The following is a 17,844-nucleotide window of genomic DNA, read 5'->3' as shown; positions in this document are numbered from 1 at the left end:
TTACAGGAACAGGGCGAAGCTCCCCAGAATACCACTCCGTCCTAGTTTCCCTTACCTTTGCGTTATCTATGAAAATTGGCATCTTCTTCGGCGGACCGTCGCGCGAGCGGGAAATTTCCTTCGCGGGCGGCCGCACCGTATACGATAACCTCGACAAGTCCTTGTTCGAGGCTGTTCCTGTGTTTGTAGACAGCCGGGGCAACTTCATTCTGCTCGACTGGCACTACATCTACAAGGGTACCATCCGCGACTTTTATCCGCCGGTTTCGGCTTTGCCGGCCTCTACCCTGCCGGTACAGGTATACCTGGAAAGCCTCGGCGAGCTGACGCAGGACGAGCAAGACCGCATTATTGGGGAAGTGGGTCGGCGCGTACAGCCACATGAGCTACGCGAGCTGATGGACTTCGCTTTTCTGGCCCTGCACGGGCCCGGCGGCGAAGATGGCGCCATTCAGGGGCTGCTGGAGTGGTACGGCATTCCGTACTCGGGCTCCGGCATTTTGCCATCGGCGTTCGGTATAAATAAAGTGGCTCAAAAGAAGTTGCTTAAAGCCCTGGACCGGCCTACGCCCAACTTCCGCGTCGTGACGGTGGAAGAATGGGACGCGGCCGACCCAGCTTCCACACTCGACTATATGGTGCGCGAGCTAGGCTTGCCGCTGGTTTTCAAAGCGCCGCGCCAAGGCTCTAGTATCGGTGTCAGCATCTTGCGCGAAGCGGATGTCACGAAGTTTGCCGCGGCCATGGAACGCAGCTTGTTCCGCAAAACCGTTACCCGCGTGGAATGGCAAAAGCTAACCGAGCGGGATAAGCTCCAGTGGGTGCAGCAACTCGTGGATATTCGCGAGGGTATTGGTCTGCCCGTGCTAGTAGAAGTGGCAGGTACCGAAGCAATAGCCCTTGAAAACGAGGCGCCGCAACCGTCGGCCATTGTTTATCATCCTGAAGCGCTGCTCACCGCCTTGGATAAGCACTTCGAAACTGCCGAAGTGGTACGGCTGACCAACGTAGATGGGGAGGCGCAGGTACTGGTGGAGAGCTTTGTGAACGGTCGCGAATTCTCGTGCATCGTGGTAGAAGATGCTGATGGCAAGCCGTTGGCGTTGCCACCAACCGAGATTGTGAAAGGCGAGGAAATGTTCGACTACCGCTCGAAGTACCTACCTGGCTTGTCGCGCAAAATCACTCCTATTGACTTGCCGGAAGCGGACATTCAGCGCATCCGGGAGGCGTGTGAGGAAATGTTCGAGACCTTCGGCTTTCAGGTATACGCCCGTCTGGATGGCTTTATTCAAGCCGACGGCACGCTTTTCCTGAACGACCCAAATACCACGTCGGGCATGTTGCCGGCTTCGTTCTTCTTCCATCAGGCAGCGGAAATCGGGCTGAACCCATCGCAGTTTCTCACGTTCCTAATTCGCACTTCATTGGCGGCGCGGCGGCGCGGCGGCATGCAGCCAGTGCGGCTCGCCAGCTTGCTGAGCCAGCTGGATGCAGCCGTGGCTTCGCGGCAACAACAAGAGCGCACCCGCACCAAGGTGGCCGTTATTATGGGCGGCTACTCGTCGGAGCGGCACATTTCGGTGGAGAGTGGGCGCAACATCTACGAGAAGCTTAGCTCGTCGGTGAAGTATGAACCGGTGCCGGTGTTCCTGACGGGCAACAGCCAGGAGTTCCGCCTCTACGTGCTGCCCATCAACGTGATGCTTAAGGACAACGCCGACGATATTCGGGAGAAGATAGAGTTGGCAGAAGCCGGCCATGCCACGCACCCCATTCTAACGCGCATCCGCCACGAAGCCGAGGCCATTACGAGCACCTATGCCGGGCAGCCTGTGGAACAGCCGCGCCGCATCACTTTTCCGGAGCTAGCCGATACTGTAAGCGAGGTGTTTATTGCCCTGCACGGCCGTCCTGGCGAAGACGGGGCGTTGCAGCGCGAGTTAGAGCAGTACAACCTGCCTTACAACGGCTCGGGCGCTGAAAGCAGCAGCATCACCATCAACAAGTTCGAAACCAACCGCAAACTGCGCGAAGCCGGCTTGCGCGTGGCCGAGCACCGCATGGCCAACCGCTTAGAGTGGACGGCCGATCCGGAAGCTTTCTATCAGAGTTTGGAAGAGCAGTTTGCGTATCCTTTCATTGCCAAGCCCGCCGACGATGGGTGCTCTTCGGCCGTGAAGAAAATCAAGAACCGGGCGGAGCTAGCTGCCTTCAGCCGCCTCATCTTCCGCGACCAGGAAGACCTGATGCCGGCCGATGCTAGCGTGCTACAACTCGGTTTCAAAGAGGAATTCCCGCAGAAGGATGCCTTCTTGGTGGAAACCCTAATAGCGCGCGACGGAGCGGCCCATTTCTTGGAAGTGACGGGCGGCTTGCTCACGCACTGGGGCGAAAATGGCGAATTGGAAATCGAGGTATTCGAAGCTTCCGAGGCGCTGGCAACCGGGGAAGTTTTGAGCTTGGAAGAGAAATTCTTGGCCGGTGAAGGCCAGAACATCACTCCGGCCCGCTACGCCCCCGACCCGGTGGAGCGGCAGCGCATTTCCGAGGAAGTGAAAGCCGAGCTGCGCCGAGTAGCGGAGGTACTCAACATCCAAGGCTACGCGCGCATTGATGCGTTTGTACGGGTGCGCCAAAATGGCGCTGTGGAAGTACTTATCATTGAGGTGAATTCGTTACCGGGTATGACGCCCGCCACCTGCATCTTCCACCAAACCGCGCTGGCCGGCTATACGCCTTACCAGTTCATCGACCAGATTTTGGAGTTTGGAAAAGAGCGCAACGAGAAGCTAAGCGTCAAAAGCTAGAAGCGCTATTGCTTCTAACTCAGTTTCTATTGCCTGGTTCCATTCACCCTCTATCTCGCTCCCAACTTCTAGCTTCAAGCTCCTTTCATTACGATGTCCTTCCTTAAATCTGATACCCCGCTCGACCTTGTCAAACACTTAGTGGTGATGGGCCTGGCCACAGCAGCGTTGGTGTTCGGCTTTTTCTTCGTGTATCTGCCCCTCACCACCAATCACGGTGAAACGATTGTGGTGCCCAAAATCACGGGCATGAACCAAGCCGCACTCGACGATTACTTAGACGAGCGGAACCTGCGCTACTTCGTCGACGACTCCAGCTACAACCCCCGCGTTCCGCCGTTCCAGGTTCTACAGCAAGACCCCTTACCGGGCGAACGGGTGAAGGAAGACCGTAAGATCTACATCACGGTGGCCATGAAAAACCCGCCCTTAATAAAGATGCCGAAGCTCACGGAAGGGTCGGAGAAGAACGCGCAGATGATTTTGAGCAGCTATGGCCTGACCGTGGGTAAGCTCATTAAAGTGCCCGATGTGCGGACCAATCAAGTGCTACGGCAGCTAGTAAACGGCAAAGAAATTGCACCGGGTGCGCCCATCACCAAAGGCTCCCGCATCGACCTGGAAGTGGCCGATGGCCTGGGCAACCAGGAATTCCCGGTTCCGAACCTCATCAACATGCCCGCCGACGAGGCGACTACCCTGCTGGTAGGCCAAGGCTTGCAGATGGGCGAAACCTTCTACCAAGAGCCGCAGGAAGGGGAAACCGAAGGCACAGTAGTAAAGCAGCGGCCTGTAGCTGCACCGGGCGCTACCATTCGCATGGGACAGCTGGTTGACATTTGGGTGGCAGGCCAAGCACCTGTGAAGTAAAGAATTGCGTAGAAGCGCCAGGAGCGGGAAATCTGCTCCTGGCGCTTTTGCGTTGTTTGTAGTCTCAAACCATTGAGCGCCTAGATGGTCTTGAAGTCGGTGACAAACCTGTTTCGCGGTAGAGCGTAGCCAGTTGCCTCCTTACCTCTCGAAATATTCTCTACTTCCCTACGTTCAAGATCAACACGTCATTTTTTGCAGCCTAATGCGCTTGAAACCTTTACGCTATTCGCTTATCTCTCTGCTGAGTTTGATGTCGTTGGTAGGGCGCGCGCAGGACATAGCTCCCCTTACTGCCGACCCAATTCGCGCCTCGCAGCCACCTACTCCGGCTGCCACGGCTCTGCGCGGGCAGGCCCTAAGCCTGCCCTTTTTCGATGATTTTACGTCGCCGCAGGAAGGAGCCCCGAAGGTACAGAACTGGCTGCCCCAGGGCGGGGTGCTCGTCAACAACCGCATGGCTTTCGAGCCCCCTACGCGCGGTGTAGCCACCTTTGATGGTCTGCGTAGCAACGGGTTAGCCTATGGTATTGGGGGAACCAGCACCCTCGACTCGCTTATTTCGCAGCCGATTAACCTAAGTGGCCGGTCGGCAGCGGATCAGCTTTATTTTGGTTTCTTCTGGCAAGCCGGCAATATCCGGGGTGGCCTCAGTTCGAATAGCAGCAGCCGGCCCGTATTCATCCAATTAGAATTCAAGGACAACACGGGCAGCTGGCGACAAGTATGGATGGCGCGGAGCACCGGTGAGCGTACGGCATTTCGTCAGAAGTTCATTGCTATTACGCAGCCCCAGTACTTGCACGGCGACTTTCAGTTTCGCTTCCGAGTGAGTGGTAACGTGTCAACCAACGAAGACAACTGGAGCATCGACTACGTGCGGCTGGCCCCGTTAGGCCCCACCCCGCCCCGTACGGTGGTGGATACACTCTATCAGGATGTCGCTATTAGTAAGCCGCTAACCAGCTTGTTGGCTCGTGGCTCGGCTATGCCTATCTGGCAATATAACGCCGCAAGCAACCCTGCTAGTCAGCTTAATCCTGCTACGTTCACCACCGTCAACAACCTCGACAAGAGTGGTTTTCCTACTCCGCTCTTAGCTGCCGGCACTCTCCAAATACTTCCGAACGGACCCGTTGCCACCTTTCCTATTACTGCGCCTAGCACTTTGTTAAGCAATCAGCCACAGGTTCGCGTGGAAGGCAACCTGTCGGCGATGACGCTGCCTAACACGGCGGAAGCCAAGACTATTCGTCATCGGATAACCTTGGTCAGCAACGAGGTAAACCCACTCACGCTGCCTAACGATACCATCTCTCGCGTAACCGAGCTCAGCGACTACTACGCCTACGACGATGGCACCGCCGAGGCCCGCCTCAGCATCCCTCCTTACGATCAGCCGGGCAACCGGTTTTATGCGTTGCGCTTCGAAGTTAACCGTCCGGATCAGGTGCGCAGTATTCGTATTAGACCGAGTTATCCGCAAGCCGCCGGCCGCCAAATCACGGTAAATATCTGGGACGCCGACCCGATGATGAATGGGCAGCCGATGGCTACTGCCAAGGCCAGCCAGAGCGTGGTGATTCCCGCTTCCCTGCCAGCTGGACAAACTTTCCTGGAGGTAGTGTTTGCAGCACCAGTGCCGGTAAGTGGCCGGTTTTACGCCGGCTACGGACACGGACCAACGGGCCTACTGGTGGCTAATGCCATTCCTTTCGGTCTTGATTTGAACTCGCCCATGCCAGCCGATGCTTTTTGGCAATTCACGCCGGGTTGGACGCAGCCAACGGCTTATCCTCCCGGGGCGCTGATGCTGCGGCCCGTGCTTACCAACAATGTGCTAGCCGTAGCGCCCGCTTCGGTAGCAGCCACCTACAGCATCTTTCCTAATCCTAATACCGACGGGCAAGTGCAGGTGCAGGGTCGTTATGCTCAGGCAGTGGTTCTCGATGCTTTAGGGCGCGCAGTTTGGCAGCAGCCTGTTACTGAACGAGGACGTTCTACCTTAGATTTAAGTACCCTACCAGCCGGGGTGTATTTAGTCCAACTTACACGGGCAGACAACCTTACGGTTACGAAGCGTTTGGTACTAACAAAATAGCATTGGAGGAAAGTGAGAAATTGGGTAGCACATTCGACGCGTTTTCAACACCTTTGCTACCGATAAGCCTTCCATTCCACAAATAGGTAACCATCAAATGCCCGATATCACCCCTACCGAGCTGAAACAGCGCCAAGCCGCTGGTGAACAGCCAACCATAATCGACGTGCGCGAAACTTGGGAAAACGAAGAAGGCCGCATCGAAGGCAGCCAAAACATTCCGCTTGGCACGTTGCCGCAAAAGCTAGACGAGCTTGAAGATTTGAAAGAGCAAGAAATTATTGTGCATTGCAAAGGCGGTGGGCGCTCTGCTTCTGCCAAAGCCTTTCTCACCCAGCAGGGCTTCACCAATGTACGCAACCTGATAGGCGGCTTCCAGGCTTATCAGCAAGGATAACCAGCTTGCATTTCTTCTCCTCAAGGGAGGGCGTTTGGCATAGCCAAACGCCCTCCCTTGTTTATAGCCCTCCCATGATGACAATAATTCTCGATGATTTCTAGTGAGTTATAACTATTTTATAAATTTGGTTGTATACAATTAAACATTACACAACCGTATTCAGTTTATTTGCCCTAAGCGTATGCATTCTACCGAACCCACAGCCGAAACCGACTTCCTTAAACTGGAAAACCAGCTATGTTTTCCGTTGTATGCAGCTTCGCGGATGCTAACTAAAGCCTATCAGCCTCTTCTGCTGGCTCTCGACCTCACGTATCCGCAGTACCTGGTATTCATGCTGCTGTGGGAGCATGAACAGCTAACTGTAAAAGAGCTAGGCGAAAAGCTGCTGCTTGACTCGGGCACTCTTACGCCGCTGCTGAAGCGCATGGAACAGAAGCAATGGGTTAGCCGCCGCCGCGACCCTGAGGATGAGCGGTCTGTCATTATCGGGCTGACACCAACAGGGCGCGCACTGCAAGCCCAGGCCTGCCGCATACCCGAGCAGCTGCTCGGTAAGCTAGCTATGTCGCCGGCTGAAATCAGTGCTCTACGCACTCAACTCACGCACTTACTTGCTCAGCTAACCTAACCAGTTGAGATTTTCACTTCTCTTCTTTCACTTTTATGAAAATCGAAAAAGTTTTCACGGCGCAAGCCAAAGCTAAAGGTGGCCGCGACGGCCGTATCTCCTCCGACAACCAAGTGCTCGATTTAGCACTGAGCACCCCCAAGGAAATGGGTGGCCCGGGCAAATCTGGCTCTACTAACCCCGAGCAGCTCTTCGCCGCTGCTTACGCTTCTTGTTTTGAAGGAGCCCTCGGAGTAGCTGCTCGCCAAGCCCAAGTGAAATTGGAAGGCGTGACCGTGGAAGCCCTGATTGGCTTTGGCAAAGCAGAAGACGGCGGTTACGGCATTTCGGCCGATCTGCACGTAAACATCCCAGGCATCGGACAAAGCCAGGCCGAGGAGCTGGTAGAAGCCGCCCACGGCATCTGCCCTTACTCACGCGCAACCAAAGGCAACATAGAAGTCAACCTGACGACTACGACCAACGCCGCTTAAATCTGCTTCCGCAGAAGGTCATCCTGCGTTGCACAAACAACCTTATCCTGAGGTTGCGTACCTATCTACTCTCAACGTGGACAGTCCGCTTACCTAGCTAAGGTTGTTTGCGCAACGCAGGATGACTTTTTGTTTACCCCTTACGCACCTATGAAAACGCAAACCATACTGCTTACTAGCCGCCCCCAAGGCGAGCCTACAGTTGAACACTTTCAATTCGAAACCCGCGAAGTACCCGCCCCTACCGCTGGCCAGGTGCTGCTCAAGACGCGCTACGTTTCGGTGGACCCTTACATGCGCGGCCGCATGAGCGACGCCAAGTCGTACATAGTACCGTTTGAGGTCGGTCAGCCCATTGTGGGGGGCGTGGTGGCGGAGGTGGTGGAAAGCAAGAGCGAGAAGTTGCCTGTAGGTAGCCTAGTGGTTGGCAACCTAGCTTGGCAAGAATACAACCTAGCAAATGGCGCGGCCGTGCAACAAATACCAGCCGATAAAGCGCCCATCAGCTACTTCCTTGGGCTGCTTGGCATGCCCGGCTTGACTGCCTATTTCGGCCTGCTTGACATCTGTCAGCCCAAAGCTGGTGAAACGGTAGTGGTATCGGGAGCTGCCGGGGCCGTTGGCATGGTGGTAGGGCAGCTAGCCAAGATTCAGGGGGCCCGGGTTATCGGAACAGCTGGCTCTGACGAAAAAGTAGCTTATCTGAAAGAGCTAGGGTTTGATGAAGCCATCAACTACAAAACCACTCCCGACATAGCCCAGGCACTAGCGGCCGCGGCCCCCAACGGCGTCGACTGCTACTTCGACAATGTGGGTGGCACCATCACCGACGCCGTGTATGACCTGCTTAACAAGCATGCTCGTATTGCTCTTTGCGGCCAGATTTCCACGTACAATGCCACCGAAGTTGTTGTTGGTCCTCGGCCGGAGGGCAAGCTGCTCAAAACTAGTAGCAAGCTTCAGGGCTTTATAGTGTCCGATTACATGGAGCGCTGGCCGGAGGGTGTAAAACAACTTACCGAGTGGTATAGCCAAGGCAAGCTTACGTTCGAGGAGACCATCACCGAGGGCTTCGACCAAATTCCAGCAGCCTTTTTAGGGCTATTTAAAGGAGAAAATACCGGTAAAGCTGTCGTAAAAGTGGCTTAATTGCCTCTAAACAGAATTTTACTACTTATCCATTAACCCGCGGTGCTACAGCAACGCGCTACACCGAATGTCAATGAGCAAGCAAGTAGCTAATCCGGCTGAAGTATACTGCGTAGCAGCCGAGTGGCGGGCGCAGGCTGGACAGGAAAAACGTGTGGCACAGTTGCTACTGAAAATTGCAGCGGCTGTCAAGCAGCTTGAGCCAGGCAACTTGCAGTATACTGCGCACCAGGACCCAGTGGAGCCAGGCCACTTTTTTCTCTACGAACAGTATATCAACAAAGCTGCTTTCGAAGCGCACCGCCAAACAGCCCATTACCTGGAAATTGTAATCAACCAGATTGTGCCGTTGCTTGCCGAGCGCAAAGTGTTTTTCTACCTCCCGCTGGTATAGCGCTGGCCGTACTGGCTTACAGCATCCTTACCTTTTCCTCCTAAAAAACAGCACACCCATGAACATACTAATGGTTTTGACCTCGCACGATCAGCTAGGTAACACCGGCAAGAAGACCGGTTTTTGGCTAGAAGAGTTTGCGGCACCGTATTACGTGTTCAAAGATGCCGGCGCTACCCTCACGCTGGCTTCTCCCAAAGGCGGCCAACCTCCCCTCGACCCCAAGAGCGACGAGCCCGGCGCCCAAACTGAAGCCACCAAACGCTTCAAGCAAGACCCTGACGCGCAGAACGCCTTAGCCACGACCGTACCGCTCGATAGTGTTTCAACCGCTGACTACGATGCCGTTTTCTATCCTGGCGGCCATGGCCCGCTGTGGGACCTAGCCGAAGACAAAACGTCTATTGCCATACTAGAGGCTATGTATTTGGCTGGCAAGCCGGTAGCAGCCGTATGCCACGCACCGGGCGTACTGCGGCATGTGAAGTCTCCGACTGGTTCGTTGCTGGTAGAAGGCAAGGCGGTTACGGGCTTTACCAACACCGAAGAAGCCGCAGTTCAGCTAACCAACATTGTGCCTTTCTTGGTGGAAGACGAGCTAAAGAAAGCAGGCGGCCACTACTCGAAAGTGGAAGACTGGCAGCCGTACGTAGTGACAGCCGGCAACTTGATTACCGGCCAAAACCCCGCCTCATCAGAAGCCGCGGCCTTGGAGCTACTCAAACAACTAGGTAAGTAACCTCTGAACTACCGATTCCAATTACCACAGCCCCGGCAATCCACACGATGATTGCCGGGGCTGTTTGGTTTTGTAAGAACTGTAGAAAGCCGCACTTCTTTATTGCAAACGGCCATCGGGAGCGTAGCGCAGTTCTCCTAGCTCCACCAGTTCTCGTAGCTGCTCGGTTATAGAAGTTGCTTGGCCAGGCGCAAAATGCGCGAGTACTTCGCGAGGCGTTTGCGGAGTAGTGCGCAGCAGTGTTAGGAGCTGTTCGCGCAACGTTGCCGAAGGTGCTGCCTCCTGGTTTGCTTTCTTTTTAGCTAAGCAAAAGTCGCAGACCCGGCAGGCAGGGGCATCCAATTCTCCGAAATATTCGAGCAGAAGCTGCTGACGGCAACGCCCCCCGGCTGCGTACCGAATGACAAATTCTGTTTTCTTGGTAGCAAGCTCCCGAGCTTGCAGAAGACGCTTTTGGTCAAGAGGGAGCTTATCAGCATCGAAGCGCGGTGTCGTGAACTGAGCCTGCGGTGAGTCGTGGCGGGGCTGGTACTGAATGATGCCCGAGCGGTGCAAAAACAAGAGTATTTTGCGCAAATCGACTACGCTTAGCTTCAAGTGTTGGGCAAGGCTGTTTTCGGAAATTCTTTGAAAGCCCGCAAATAACTCGCCCCCGTGGAAGCGCAACAAGCTTTTGATTAGCTGGTCGTGCTGCGCATTGGCTACCTGGAACCGATAGAGGTCGGTATGGTCGATGGGAATGTGCACCCGGGCCGGATCATTGACGGCCTCGTTCACTAGCACGTATCCTTCGCGGGCTAGGGTGCGCAAGCTATTATGCGCATCCAGCGCCTTAATGCGGTAGGTTTCCGCGAACTGCTGAATATCGAAATCGAAGGCCACTAGTTCGCCGCCACCTACCGCCGTGCGGGAGTAGTTAGCCAAAGCTTGGTACACACGGCGTACTGTATCGAGCGGCGGGTAGGCTTGCTGAGTACGGCGGCGCAGCTCGTCGGCGTCGTTAGGCCCTTCTAGGAGCACAGCAAAGGCATACTTCTCGTCGCGGCCAGCGCGGCCTGCTTCTTGGTAATACGCTTCCAGACTATCGGGCGCGTCAATGTGCACAACCAAACGCACATCAGGCTTATCGATGCCCATACCAAACGCGTTGGTGGCCACTATGCACTGCACCTTGTTTTGCATCCAGTCCTGCTGAATGCGGGTGCGCTGATCGGCGAGCAAACCTGCATGGTAAGCTGCCGCGCGCAGCCCATGCTGCTGCAAATAGGCGGCCGTATCTTCGGTTTGGCGGCGAGTACGAGCATACACGATGCTCGTCTTGCCCACTCCTACCCCCCGCACCACTTCCAGCAAGCGGCGCAATTTGTCTTCTGTAGCCAACACCGAGTACGAGAGGTTAGGCCGGGCGAAGCTCTGCTGAAATATTTGGTAGCCAGACCGGAAATGCAGCTCTGTCACAATGTCCTGCCGCACCCGCTCTGTAGCCGTTGCTGTGAGGGCAATACAGGGCACGCCCGGCAGCAACTCCCGCAGCTCCGCAATTCGCAGGTACGGGGGCCGAAAATCGTAACCCCATTGCGAGAGGCAGTGCGCCTCGTCGACGGCAAGTAAACTAACTTTCATCTTACCGACTCGCGCCCGAAAAATGTCGGTCAAAAGACGCTCCGGCGACACGTACAGAAACTTCACCGGACCGTACACGCAGTTGTCTAGCGTCTGGTCGATTTCTTGGTGGCTCATACCCGCGTACACCGCTTCGGCTTTGATGCCGCGCTTGCGCAGATTTTCCACCTGATCCTTCATTAGCGCAATCAGCGGCGACACCACTAAGCACAGCCCGTCGCGGGCTAGGGCGGGCACTTGGAAACAGATGCTCTTTCCCCCACCGGTTGGCAACAAAGCGAGTACGTCCTGACCCGCTAGCACGGCCCGTATAATGTCTTCCTGCAAGGGCCGAAACGCCGTATGTCCCCACGTCTGTTTCAGCACGTGTAGTATATCGTCGGTGGGCACAGGCAAGAGAATAGTAAGCTTAGCGAAACTACGAAGGTACAGCCGATGCCTGGTAAACGAAAAGCTCGCCTTGCTAAACGTAAGCAACTAAGCTGCACAGGAAGGCAGCAGATGTTATTGCACTATATCAAGTTTTAGCTTTAGAGCTAAATGAGCAGTAAATCCTTTCAAAGTTTTATATCTCCACCAAATGGCTTGTTTTCAAGCTTATATAAGACAGATAAAATTATTGATAAATTTATTTTTGCAAGTAATAGTCCAATGAAATAAATATAATTACATTTATAACATCAAAACACCCCTCTAAGCGTCTTAGACGATCATAATCCAAGCGTAAAGCTAATTACCTCCGCCTCCGAATAGCATTCACACACCTACTTGCCGCCCTTTTTATTCACATTATCATGAGCATAGAACTATTGTCGGAAACCTCTACTGTATCCATTTCATACGACAGCCGCAACAGCTGGCTATATCTGGATTGGTTTGGGGATCTTACGCTGAGTTCGGTTCAGGAAAGCTGCTTGCTTATTGCAAGATGTTTTCTTTCTCGAAGCTGCGCACGAATTCTCAACGACAACACTAACGTAACCAGTATTACCTCCGACGTCGGTACTTGGCTAGCTAACGACTACTTGCCTTACATGCACTTGGCTGGGGTTGAGCACATGGCCTGGGTGTACTCTTCCGGCATCGATATTCAGTGCTGTACTGATGTGGCGCTGCACAATATCTCCACGCCTGTAGTAGCCCTTTTCAGCGACATAGCATCTGCTTACAGCTGGCTGTGCTCGGTTAAGTTTAAAGCGCCACCACAACCCACAGCAAAACCCGTATACCGCAATCAGCAAGAGTTGAAAAGCTACGTCTCGTCGTTATCGGCAAACGCATTGTACGTGTACTAGCATCTGTATAGCTCTAAAAACAAAAAGCCTGGCTCCAATAGGAGCCAGGCTTTTTGTTTTATAAACCAAGGACTAGTTTAGGCGGCTGCCGACTGACCATTCTCACGGTCATCGATAGCCTTCTTCAGCTTAGCGATGGCCTGGGTAGCACGCTCGTCGTCCAGACGGTTGATGTTGAGCAACATCTTAGTCTTCTCCTGACGCGTGATAACCGGATGGTTCAGCAGACGGATAATCTCTTCCTTCTGTGAAGCCGAAGCATAGGTAACAGCGGCGGGTGCTTCAACAGCAGCAGGCTCGGCTACTACAGCCTTCATAGGAGCGGTAGCTTCAGCAGCAGGGGCTGGGGCAGCAGCGGCAGGTACTACAGCCATAGCAGGCTGAGCTGCAACTGGCATGTTGCCACCGTACTCCATTTCCTCGGCAGGCGTAGGCTCGTAACCAGCAGCCCGAATAATCCAGGCCAAGATGTTACGATACGCTTTACCAATAGCCCGAGTCTGGGCCATGCTCATGATAGCAAACTCCTGATAGAACTTCTTGCCTTGCTCTTTGCTAGAGCAAATAGCGAAGCCAGCACCTACCGTCTGCCCGGAACGCATGTCGAACAGCGTCACCTTGGCTTGATACTTTAATTCTTGATCGTTTGAAACGTTGATGACATGGTCAACGATAGGCACGATGCCTAAGCGCGAACCGGCATACTGCCAGCCTTCCACGTTCACAAACTCTTTGCCTTGCACCGTAGTGGTCAGCTTGTTTTCCTTGATGAACTTGGCCAGATCGGTAGCCAAGTGCAGCGTTTCGTCGGAGCGCGAAATATCGTAGCTCTCCACTTTGGTCTTGCGAATCGGCTCTTTGATGGTCTTGGTTGCTTCGCTCATGGCGTCTGTTCTGTTATGTCCTGTAATACCGTGTTTGTGTTATGTATTGTTAACGCCCCAAGGTACGAAAAGGTGCAAAAACATATATATTTTTTTGCAAATTTTACCTCTGTATTTCAAGCACTTACAAAGCCATTTTTCGAAATCTTTAGTGAACTAACTTTTTTAGCCAAAATCATTGATTGAGGTGGTTTCTCCCGCAGCTTTTTACCTGCTGATTGGGGGTGTTTAAGCATAAGAAAACCCGCTGCTGCGTTTCCGGAAAACGCGGCAGCGGGTTACCTACATGGTCCGGGGCAACCGGACGCATTACCAAGATCGTACGCTAAGTAACAGTACCAGGAAGAAACTTCCTAGTTGCTTTATGCGAGCAAGCTAAACAGCAAATTATACTAGCTTAGTTATTGCCCTCCCAAATAAGCCCATCTTTCATCGTAATCTTCCGGTCGGCCATTTCTGCCAGCTGGTCGTTGTGCGTAACGATGACAAAGGTTTGGCCTAGCTCTTTGCGCAGTAGAAAGAAAATCTGATGCAGTTCCTGAGCATTTTGCGAGTCGAGGTTGCCGCTGGGTTCATCGGCGAAAATGATTTCGGGCGAGTTGATGAGGGCCCGCGCTACGGCGGTGCGCTGCTGTTCGCCGCCGCTCATTTCGCTGGGTTTGTGGTCGGCCCGGCGCTCTAGGTTAAGCATACCCAACAGCTCGCGGGCTCGCACCCGGGTCTCCGTTTCCGAACGGCCCGCCAAGTAAGCCGGCAAACACACGTTTTCGAGGGCTGTGAACTCGGGCAGCAGGTTATGGAATTGAAAGATAAAGCCGATATGACGGTTGCGGAACCGCGCCAGCTCCGACCGTTTCAGTGAGCTGACCGACTCGCCATCGAAGAGCACCTCCCCAGAATCAGGATTGTCGAGGGTGCCTAGAATATGAAGCAGCGTGCTTTTGCCTGCTCCCGAAGAACCTACAATCGATACTATCTCCGATTTCTCAATCGTCAAATCAATGCCCTTTAGGACTTCCAGCGTGTTATATTTCTTTCGAACGTTGATGGCTTGCAGCAAAACGGAACCAGGTAAAGTGAGCCGAGGGTATGGGAAACAAATCTACGGGTTGACCAGCAGATTACGCGGCTTCCGCTGATTTCGATACCAGCAGAACATCCGCCCGCTTGCGTAGGCGCGGCATTTGCGCTTGCCATTGGTTTTCTGCTATTTGAATTCCTTGTTTTCAACCGTGCTATGGCAGCTGCTTTTTCGTTTGTATCGGTGCGCCGCTTTTGGTGGGTGCCCTTGTTGCTTCTAGCGGTATCCGTGGCGCTGACTGTCCTGTGGTGGCATTGGCCTCGGCAGATGCTTCCCGCTGAAACACGAGTTAGCACGGTCAGCCTAGTAGGTCCGCGCCCAACCGATAACCGCTTGCGAGGAGTTAATTGGGTAGCCGCCGATTCCGTTGCCAGTTCCAACCTAGAGCCGCTAGTGCGCAGTGGCATCACCTGGATAGCCCAAACGCCCTTTGGCTGGCAAGCGGGAGCTGCCACGCCGGAAGTCCGTCTGCACACGGGCGCAGGGAACCGTGGCTACTGGGGCGAAAGTGACCGGGGCTTGGTTTATACCACCAAAATGGCTCGGCAACGCGGCATCCATACGATGCTCAAACCCCACCTATGGCTGCGTGGCGGCAGTGGCTCCTGGCCTGGCGACATCAACATGGCCTCCGCCGCCGATTGGCAAATTTGGTTTGCCAGCTATTCCACCTTTCTGCTGCACTATGCCGAGCTAGCTGAAAGCACTGGCATGGATGCCCTGTGTATCGGCACGGAGTTGGAGCACGCCAGTGTGGGGCATGAAGCGGAGTGGCGGGCCCTTATTAGCAAAGTGCGCAACGTGTACCACGGCCCCCTCACCTACGCCGCCAACTGGAGCGGTGAGTTCGAGCAAATCCGCTTTTGGGATGCACTCGACTACATTGGAATTCAGGCATACTTTCCCCTCAGCAAAACCACCCGGCCCACCAAGGCTACCTTGCTTGCTGCTTGGAAAGAACCGCTCCGACGCATTGAAGCTGTGCAGAAGCGCTACAAAAAGCCCGTGCTGTTCACCGAAATCGGTTACAAAACCACTCCCGATGCTGCTATTGAGCCCTGGGCCTGGCCCGACCGCACGGCCGTGTTCACGGAGCTGGAGCTAGACGAGCAAACGCAACGCCTCTGCTACGAGGCCATGTTCGAGACGTTTTGGCGTCGGCCCTGGTTTCAGGGCACCTTTATCTGGAAGTGGTATCCTGGCCTGCAACCCGATGGCCCCGCTCGCCGCCACCTCGACTTTACACCTCAGCACAAACCGGCCGAACAAGTAATGGCACAGTGGTATGGTAGGTGATTAACTGGATTGCTGATGCTGAGTTACTAACTCTTGGGTGCTGATTGTACCAAGCGCCTCCCGAGCAATTCAACAACCAATCCTTTAACAATCAACTTTCAACACTCGTCCCGCCAACAATCAACCGCTCAACAATCAACAATCAACTTGTTTCTACCTACTTTCGTGCACATATCGAACCACCTCCATAACTGACCTCCATGAACATTCACGAGTATCAGGGCAAAGACATTCTGAAGCGCTACGGTGTACGCGTGCAGGAAGGCATTGTGGCCGACACCGCCGATCAGGCAGTGGCAGCCGCCAAGAAGCTGAACGCTGAAACCGGCACTAGCTGGTACGTAATTAAAGCCCAAATTCACGCTGGCGGCCGCGGCAAAGGGGGCGGTGTGAAGCTGGCCAAAAACTTGGATCAGGTGAAAGAAATTGCCGACCAGATTATCGGCATGCAACTCGTGACCAAACAAACCGGCGCCGAAGGTCGCAAAGTGCATAAAGTGCTTGTTGCCCAAGACGTGTACTACCCTGGCGAGTCGGAAACCAAAGAGTATTACATGAGCGTGCTGCTCGACCGTAGCACCGGCAAAAACGTCATCATCTATACCACCGAAGGCGGTATGGACATCGAAGAAGTAGCCGAAGCGCACCCCGAGAAAATTCACCGCGAGCATATCGACCCCCGCGTGGGTTTGCGTCCATTCCAAGCTGCCAAGATTGCCTTCAACCTCGGCCTGACGGGCCCGGCGCAAAAGGAAATGGTGAAGTTTGTAACGGCCCTCTACAAAGCCTACGACGACACCGATTCGGCAATGTTCGAAATCAACCCGGTGTTGAAAACGTCGGACAACAAAATCCTGGCTGTTGACGCCAAAGTGACCTTAGACGAAAACGCTCTCTATCGTCACCCAGATTTTGCTGCTCTACGCGACACCAACGAGGAGGACCCCTTGGAAGTGGAAGCTTCGGCTTCGAACCTGAACTATGTGAAGCTTGACGGCAACGTAGGCTGCATGGTAAACGGCGCGGGCTTGGCCATGGCCACCATGGACATCATCAAGCTAAGCGGTGGCGAGCCAGCCAACTTCCTCGATGTAGGGGGCGGAGCCAATGCCCAAACCGTAGAAGCTGGTTTCCGCATCATCCTGAAGGACCCGAACGTAAAAGCCATCCTCATCAATATCTTCGGCGGCATCGTACGTTGCGACCGGGTAGCCAACGGCGTGGTGGAAGCCTACAAGAACATCGGCGACATTAAAGTGCCCATCATTGTGCGTCTGCAAGGCACTAACGCCGAGGAGGGTGCCCGCATCATCGACGAGTCTGGCTTGAAGGTATACTCGGCTGTATTGCTGAAGGATGCCGCTGAGCGCGTGAAAGAAGTACTGGCCATGTAAGCCAACAAACAGCTAAGTATAGAAAAGGCCGCTACGGATATCCGTAGCGGCCTTTTCTATACTTAGCTGTTCGCGCTTATTAGCTTTCCTTGGCTACACCGGCGTTTTCTTCTGCCTCCACCGGAATGGGTTCACCCTGCACTCGTAGCTCCACTTCCATGTTGCCACGGGTACCTACCGAGTAAGGACAGATTTTATGAGCCTGACGTACCATTTCAATGGTCTTGTCATGGTCGAACTTCTTGAGGTCTACGTCCAGTACGGCACTTAAGCCATACCCTTCTCCCTCCTGAAACAACGAAACCGAGCAGTTCACAGTAGTATCGGCATCAAGTTTATCGTTAGCCCGCTGAGCAATAACCAATAGAGCTTGTTGAAAGCAAGAGGCATAGCCAGCAGCAAATAATTCTTCGGGATTAGTAGCTCCTTTCTTTCCACCTAAGCCTTCTGGCACCGACATATCTAAGTCGATAATACCCGTGGTGGAGCGTACATGGCCGCTACGGCCGCCAATAGCAGAAGCTTCAGCCGTGTAGAGAGTTTTCTTTTCAGTAGTTGCCATAATGGATTTTGGTTGGTCGAGTTCAAGAGTAGTTAACTGAATTGACGCTCGGAAGGTTGTGGCAGGTCAGTACAGGTTTTTGTAGAAAATGCTGCATGAGGTTTGGCAGCCATGCTATTTCTGCCTAGTTTTGCCGCTCCTA

Annotated in this window: 16 protein-coding genes; 12 read left to right on the top strand and 4 right to left on the bottom strand. The window is 54.0% G+C overall.

The window, feature by feature from the left end:
* Positions 1-68 precede the first annotated feature (68 nt).
* The 9 genes from P1X16_RS04755 (at position 69) to P1X16_RS04715 (ending at position 9,567) form a co-directional block, all read left to right on the top strand.
* The gene (locus tag P1X16_RS04755; RefSeq protein WP_277226708.1) at positions 69-2,810 is read left to right on the top strand and encodes a D-alanine--D-alanine ligase; all 2,742 of its coding nucleotides are present in this window, start codon (positions 69-71) and stop codon (positions 2,808-2,810) included.
* Between the two features lie 93 nt (positions 2,811-2,903).
* Positions 2,904-3,680 carry a PASTA domain-containing protein gene (locus P1X16_RS04750; RefSeq protein WP_277226707.1) on the top strand — a complete coding sequence of 259 codons (777 nt, stop codon included), beginning with the start codon at positions 2,904-2,906 and terminating at the stop codon, positions 3,678-3,680.
* A gap of 211 nt (positions 3,681-3,891) precedes the next feature.
* Complete coding sequence (locus tag P1X16_RS04745; protein ID WP_277226706.1) at positions 3,892-5,781, top strand: T9SS type A sorting domain-containing protein; 1,890 nt, start codon at positions 3,892-3,894, stop codon at positions 5,779-5,781.
* A gap of 97 nt (positions 5,782-5,878) precedes the next feature.
* A complete protein-coding gene (locus tag P1X16_RS04740; RefSeq protein ID WP_277226705.1) occupies positions 5,879-6,178 on the top strand; it encodes a rhodanese-like domain-containing protein in 300 nt (99 codons plus the stop codon).
* A gap of 184 nt (positions 6,179-6,362) precedes the next feature.
* Entirely contained in the window at positions 6,363-6,812 is a 450-nt protein-coding gene (locus P1X16_RS04735) for a MarR family transcriptional regulator (protein WP_277226704.1), read from the top strand.
* Positions 6,813-6,847: 35 nt separating this feature from the next.
* Positions 6,848-7,285, top strand: coding sequence for an organic hydroperoxide resistance protein (locus P1X16_RS04730; RefSeq protein WP_277226703.1), 438 nt, complete (start codon positions 6,848-6,850; stop codon positions 7,283-7,285).
* A 150-nt stretch (positions 7,286-7,435) separates the two neighbouring features.
* Positions 7,436-8,434, top strand: a complete 999-nt coding sequence (locus tag P1X16_RS04725; RefSeq protein ID WP_277226702.1) for an NADP-dependent oxidoreductase — start codon at positions 7,436-7,438, stop codon at positions 8,432-8,434.
* A 73-nt stretch (positions 8,435-8,507) separates the two neighbouring features.
* Positions 8,508-8,828 carry a putative quinol monooxygenase gene (locus tag P1X16_RS04720; protein WP_277226701.1) on the top strand — a complete coding sequence of 107 codons (321 nt, stop codon included), beginning with the start codon at positions 8,508-8,510 and terminating at the stop codon, positions 8,826-8,828.
* Positions 8,829-8,886: 58 nt separating this feature from the next.
* Complete coding sequence (locus P1X16_RS04715; protein ID WP_277226700.1) at positions 8,887-9,567, top strand: type 1 glutamine amidotransferase domain-containing protein; 681 nt, start codon at positions 8,887-8,889, stop codon at positions 9,565-9,567.
* Positions 9,568-9,666: 99 nt separating this feature from the next.
* On the opposite strand, the gene P1X16_RS04710 is transcribed toward P1X16_RS04715, so the two are convergent.
* On the bottom strand, positions 9,667-11,580 hold the full coding sequence (locus P1X16_RS04710) for an ATP-dependent DNA helicase RecQ (protein WP_277229458.1): 1,914 nt from the start codon (positions 11,578-11,580) through the stop codon (positions 9,667-9,669).
* Between the two features lie 404 nt (positions 11,581-11,984).
* Here P1X16_RS04710 and P1X16_RS04705 point away from each other — a divergent pair, with 404 nt between their 5' ends.
* Positions 11,985-12,485: a hypothetical protein gene (locus P1X16_RS04705; RefSeq protein ID WP_277226699.1), complete on the top strand. Its 501-nt coding sequence runs from the start codon at positions 11,985-11,987 to the stop codon at positions 12,483-12,485.
* Between the two features lie 77 nt (positions 12,486-12,562).
* Here the strand turns inward: P1X16_RS04705 and P1X16_RS04700 are convergent, their stop codons facing one another.
* A complete protein-coding gene (locus P1X16_RS04700; RefSeq protein ID WP_277226698.1) occupies positions 12,563-13,369 on the bottom strand; it encodes a hypothetical protein in 807 nt (268 codons plus the stop codon).
* Between the two features lie 397 nt (positions 13,370-13,766).
* Entirely contained in the window at positions 13,767-14,429 is a 663-nt protein-coding gene (locus tag P1X16_RS04695) for an ABC transporter ATP-binding protein (RefSeq protein ID WP_277226697.1), read from the bottom strand.
* Between the two features lie 177 nt (positions 14,430-14,606).
* Here P1X16_RS04695 and P1X16_RS04690 point away from each other — a divergent pair, with 177 nt between their 5' ends.
* The gene (locus P1X16_RS04690; protein WP_277226696.1) at positions 14,607-15,746 is read left to right on the top strand and encodes a hypothetical protein; all 1,140 of its coding nucleotides are present in this window, start codon (positions 14,607-14,609) and stop codon (positions 15,744-15,746) included.
* 200 nt (positions 15,747-15,946) lie between these two features.
* The gene (gene sucC, locus P1X16_RS04685) at positions 15,947-17,140 is read left to right on the top strand and encodes an ADP-forming succinate--CoA ligase subunit beta (protein WP_277226695.1); all 1,194 of its coding nucleotides are present in this window, start codon (positions 15,947-15,949) and stop codon (positions 17,138-17,140) included.
* 79 nt (positions 17,141-17,219) lie between these two features.
* Here sucC and P1X16_RS04680 read toward each other — a convergent pair whose 3' ends face one another.
* Positions 17,220-17,702 carry an organic hydroperoxide resistance protein gene (locus P1X16_RS04680; protein ID WP_277226694.1) on the bottom strand — a complete coding sequence of 161 codons (483 nt, stop codon included), beginning with the start codon at positions 17,700-17,702 and terminating at the stop codon, positions 17,220-17,222.
* Positions 17,703-17,844 lie beyond the last annotated feature (142 nt).

Origin of the sequence: Hymenobacter sp. YC55 (assembly GCF_029433095.1) — a bacterium.
Taxonomy (GTDB): Bacteria; Bacteroidota; Bacteroidia; order Cytophagales; family Hymenobacteraceae; genus Hymenobacter.
Note: the sequence above shows the minus strand (reverse complement) of the source record. Positions and strands in the feature narration are given on the sequence as shown.

Excerpts from the sequence above, each read along its gene's own strand:
- P1X16_RS04735 (WP_277226704.1), top strand. The coding sequence starts at position 6,363 with ATGCATTCTACCGAACCCACAGCCGAAACCGACTTCCTTAAACTGGAA.
- P1X16_RS04730 (WP_277226703.1), top strand. The coding sequence starts at position 6,848 with ATGAAAATCGAAAAAGTTTTCACGGCGCAAGCCAAAGCTAAAGGTGGC.
- P1X16_RS04700 (WP_277226698.1), bottom strand. The coding sequence starts at position 13,369 with ATGAGCGAAGCAACCAAGACCATCAAAGAGCCGATTCGCAAGACCAAA.
- P1X16_RS04755 (WP_277226708.1), top strand. The coding sequence starts at position 69 with ATGAAAATTGGCATCTTCTTCGGCGGACCGTCGCGCGAGCGGGAAATT.
- P1X16_RS04690 (WP_277226696.1), top strand. The coding sequence starts at position 14,607 with ATGGCAGCTGCTTTTTCGTTTGTATCGGTGCGCCGCTTTTGGTGGGTG.
- sucC (WP_277226695.1), top strand. The coding sequence starts at position 15,947 with ATGAACATTCACGAGTATCAGGGCAAAGACATTCTGAAGCGCTACGGT.
- P1X16_RS04750 (WP_277226707.1), top strand. The coding sequence starts at position 2,904 with ATGTCCTTCCTTAAATCTGATACCCCGCTCGACCTTGTCAAACACTTA.
- P1X16_RS04740 (WP_277226705.1), top strand. The coding sequence starts at position 5,879 with ATGCCCGATATCACCCCTACCGAGCTGAAACAGCGCCAAGCCGCTGGT.
- P1X16_RS04720 (WP_277226701.1), top strand. The coding sequence starts at position 8,508 with ATGAGCAAGCAAGTAGCTAATCCGGCTGAAGTATACTGCGTAGCAGCC.
- P1X16_RS04725 (WP_277226702.1), top strand. The coding sequence starts at position 7,436 with ATGAAAACGCAAACCATACTGCTTACTAGCCGCCCCCAAGGCGAGCCT.
- P1X16_RS04715 (WP_277226700.1), top strand. The coding sequence starts at position 8,887 with ATGAACATACTAATGGTTTTGACCTCGCACGATCAGCTAGGTAACACC.
- P1X16_RS04680 (WP_277226694.1), bottom strand. The coding sequence starts at position 17,702 with ATGGCAACTACTGAAAAGAAAACTCTCTACACGGCTGAAGCTTCTGCT.
- P1X16_RS04705 (WP_277226699.1), top strand. The coding sequence starts at position 11,985 with ATGAGCATAGAACTATTGTCGGAAACCTCTACTGTATCCATTTCATAC.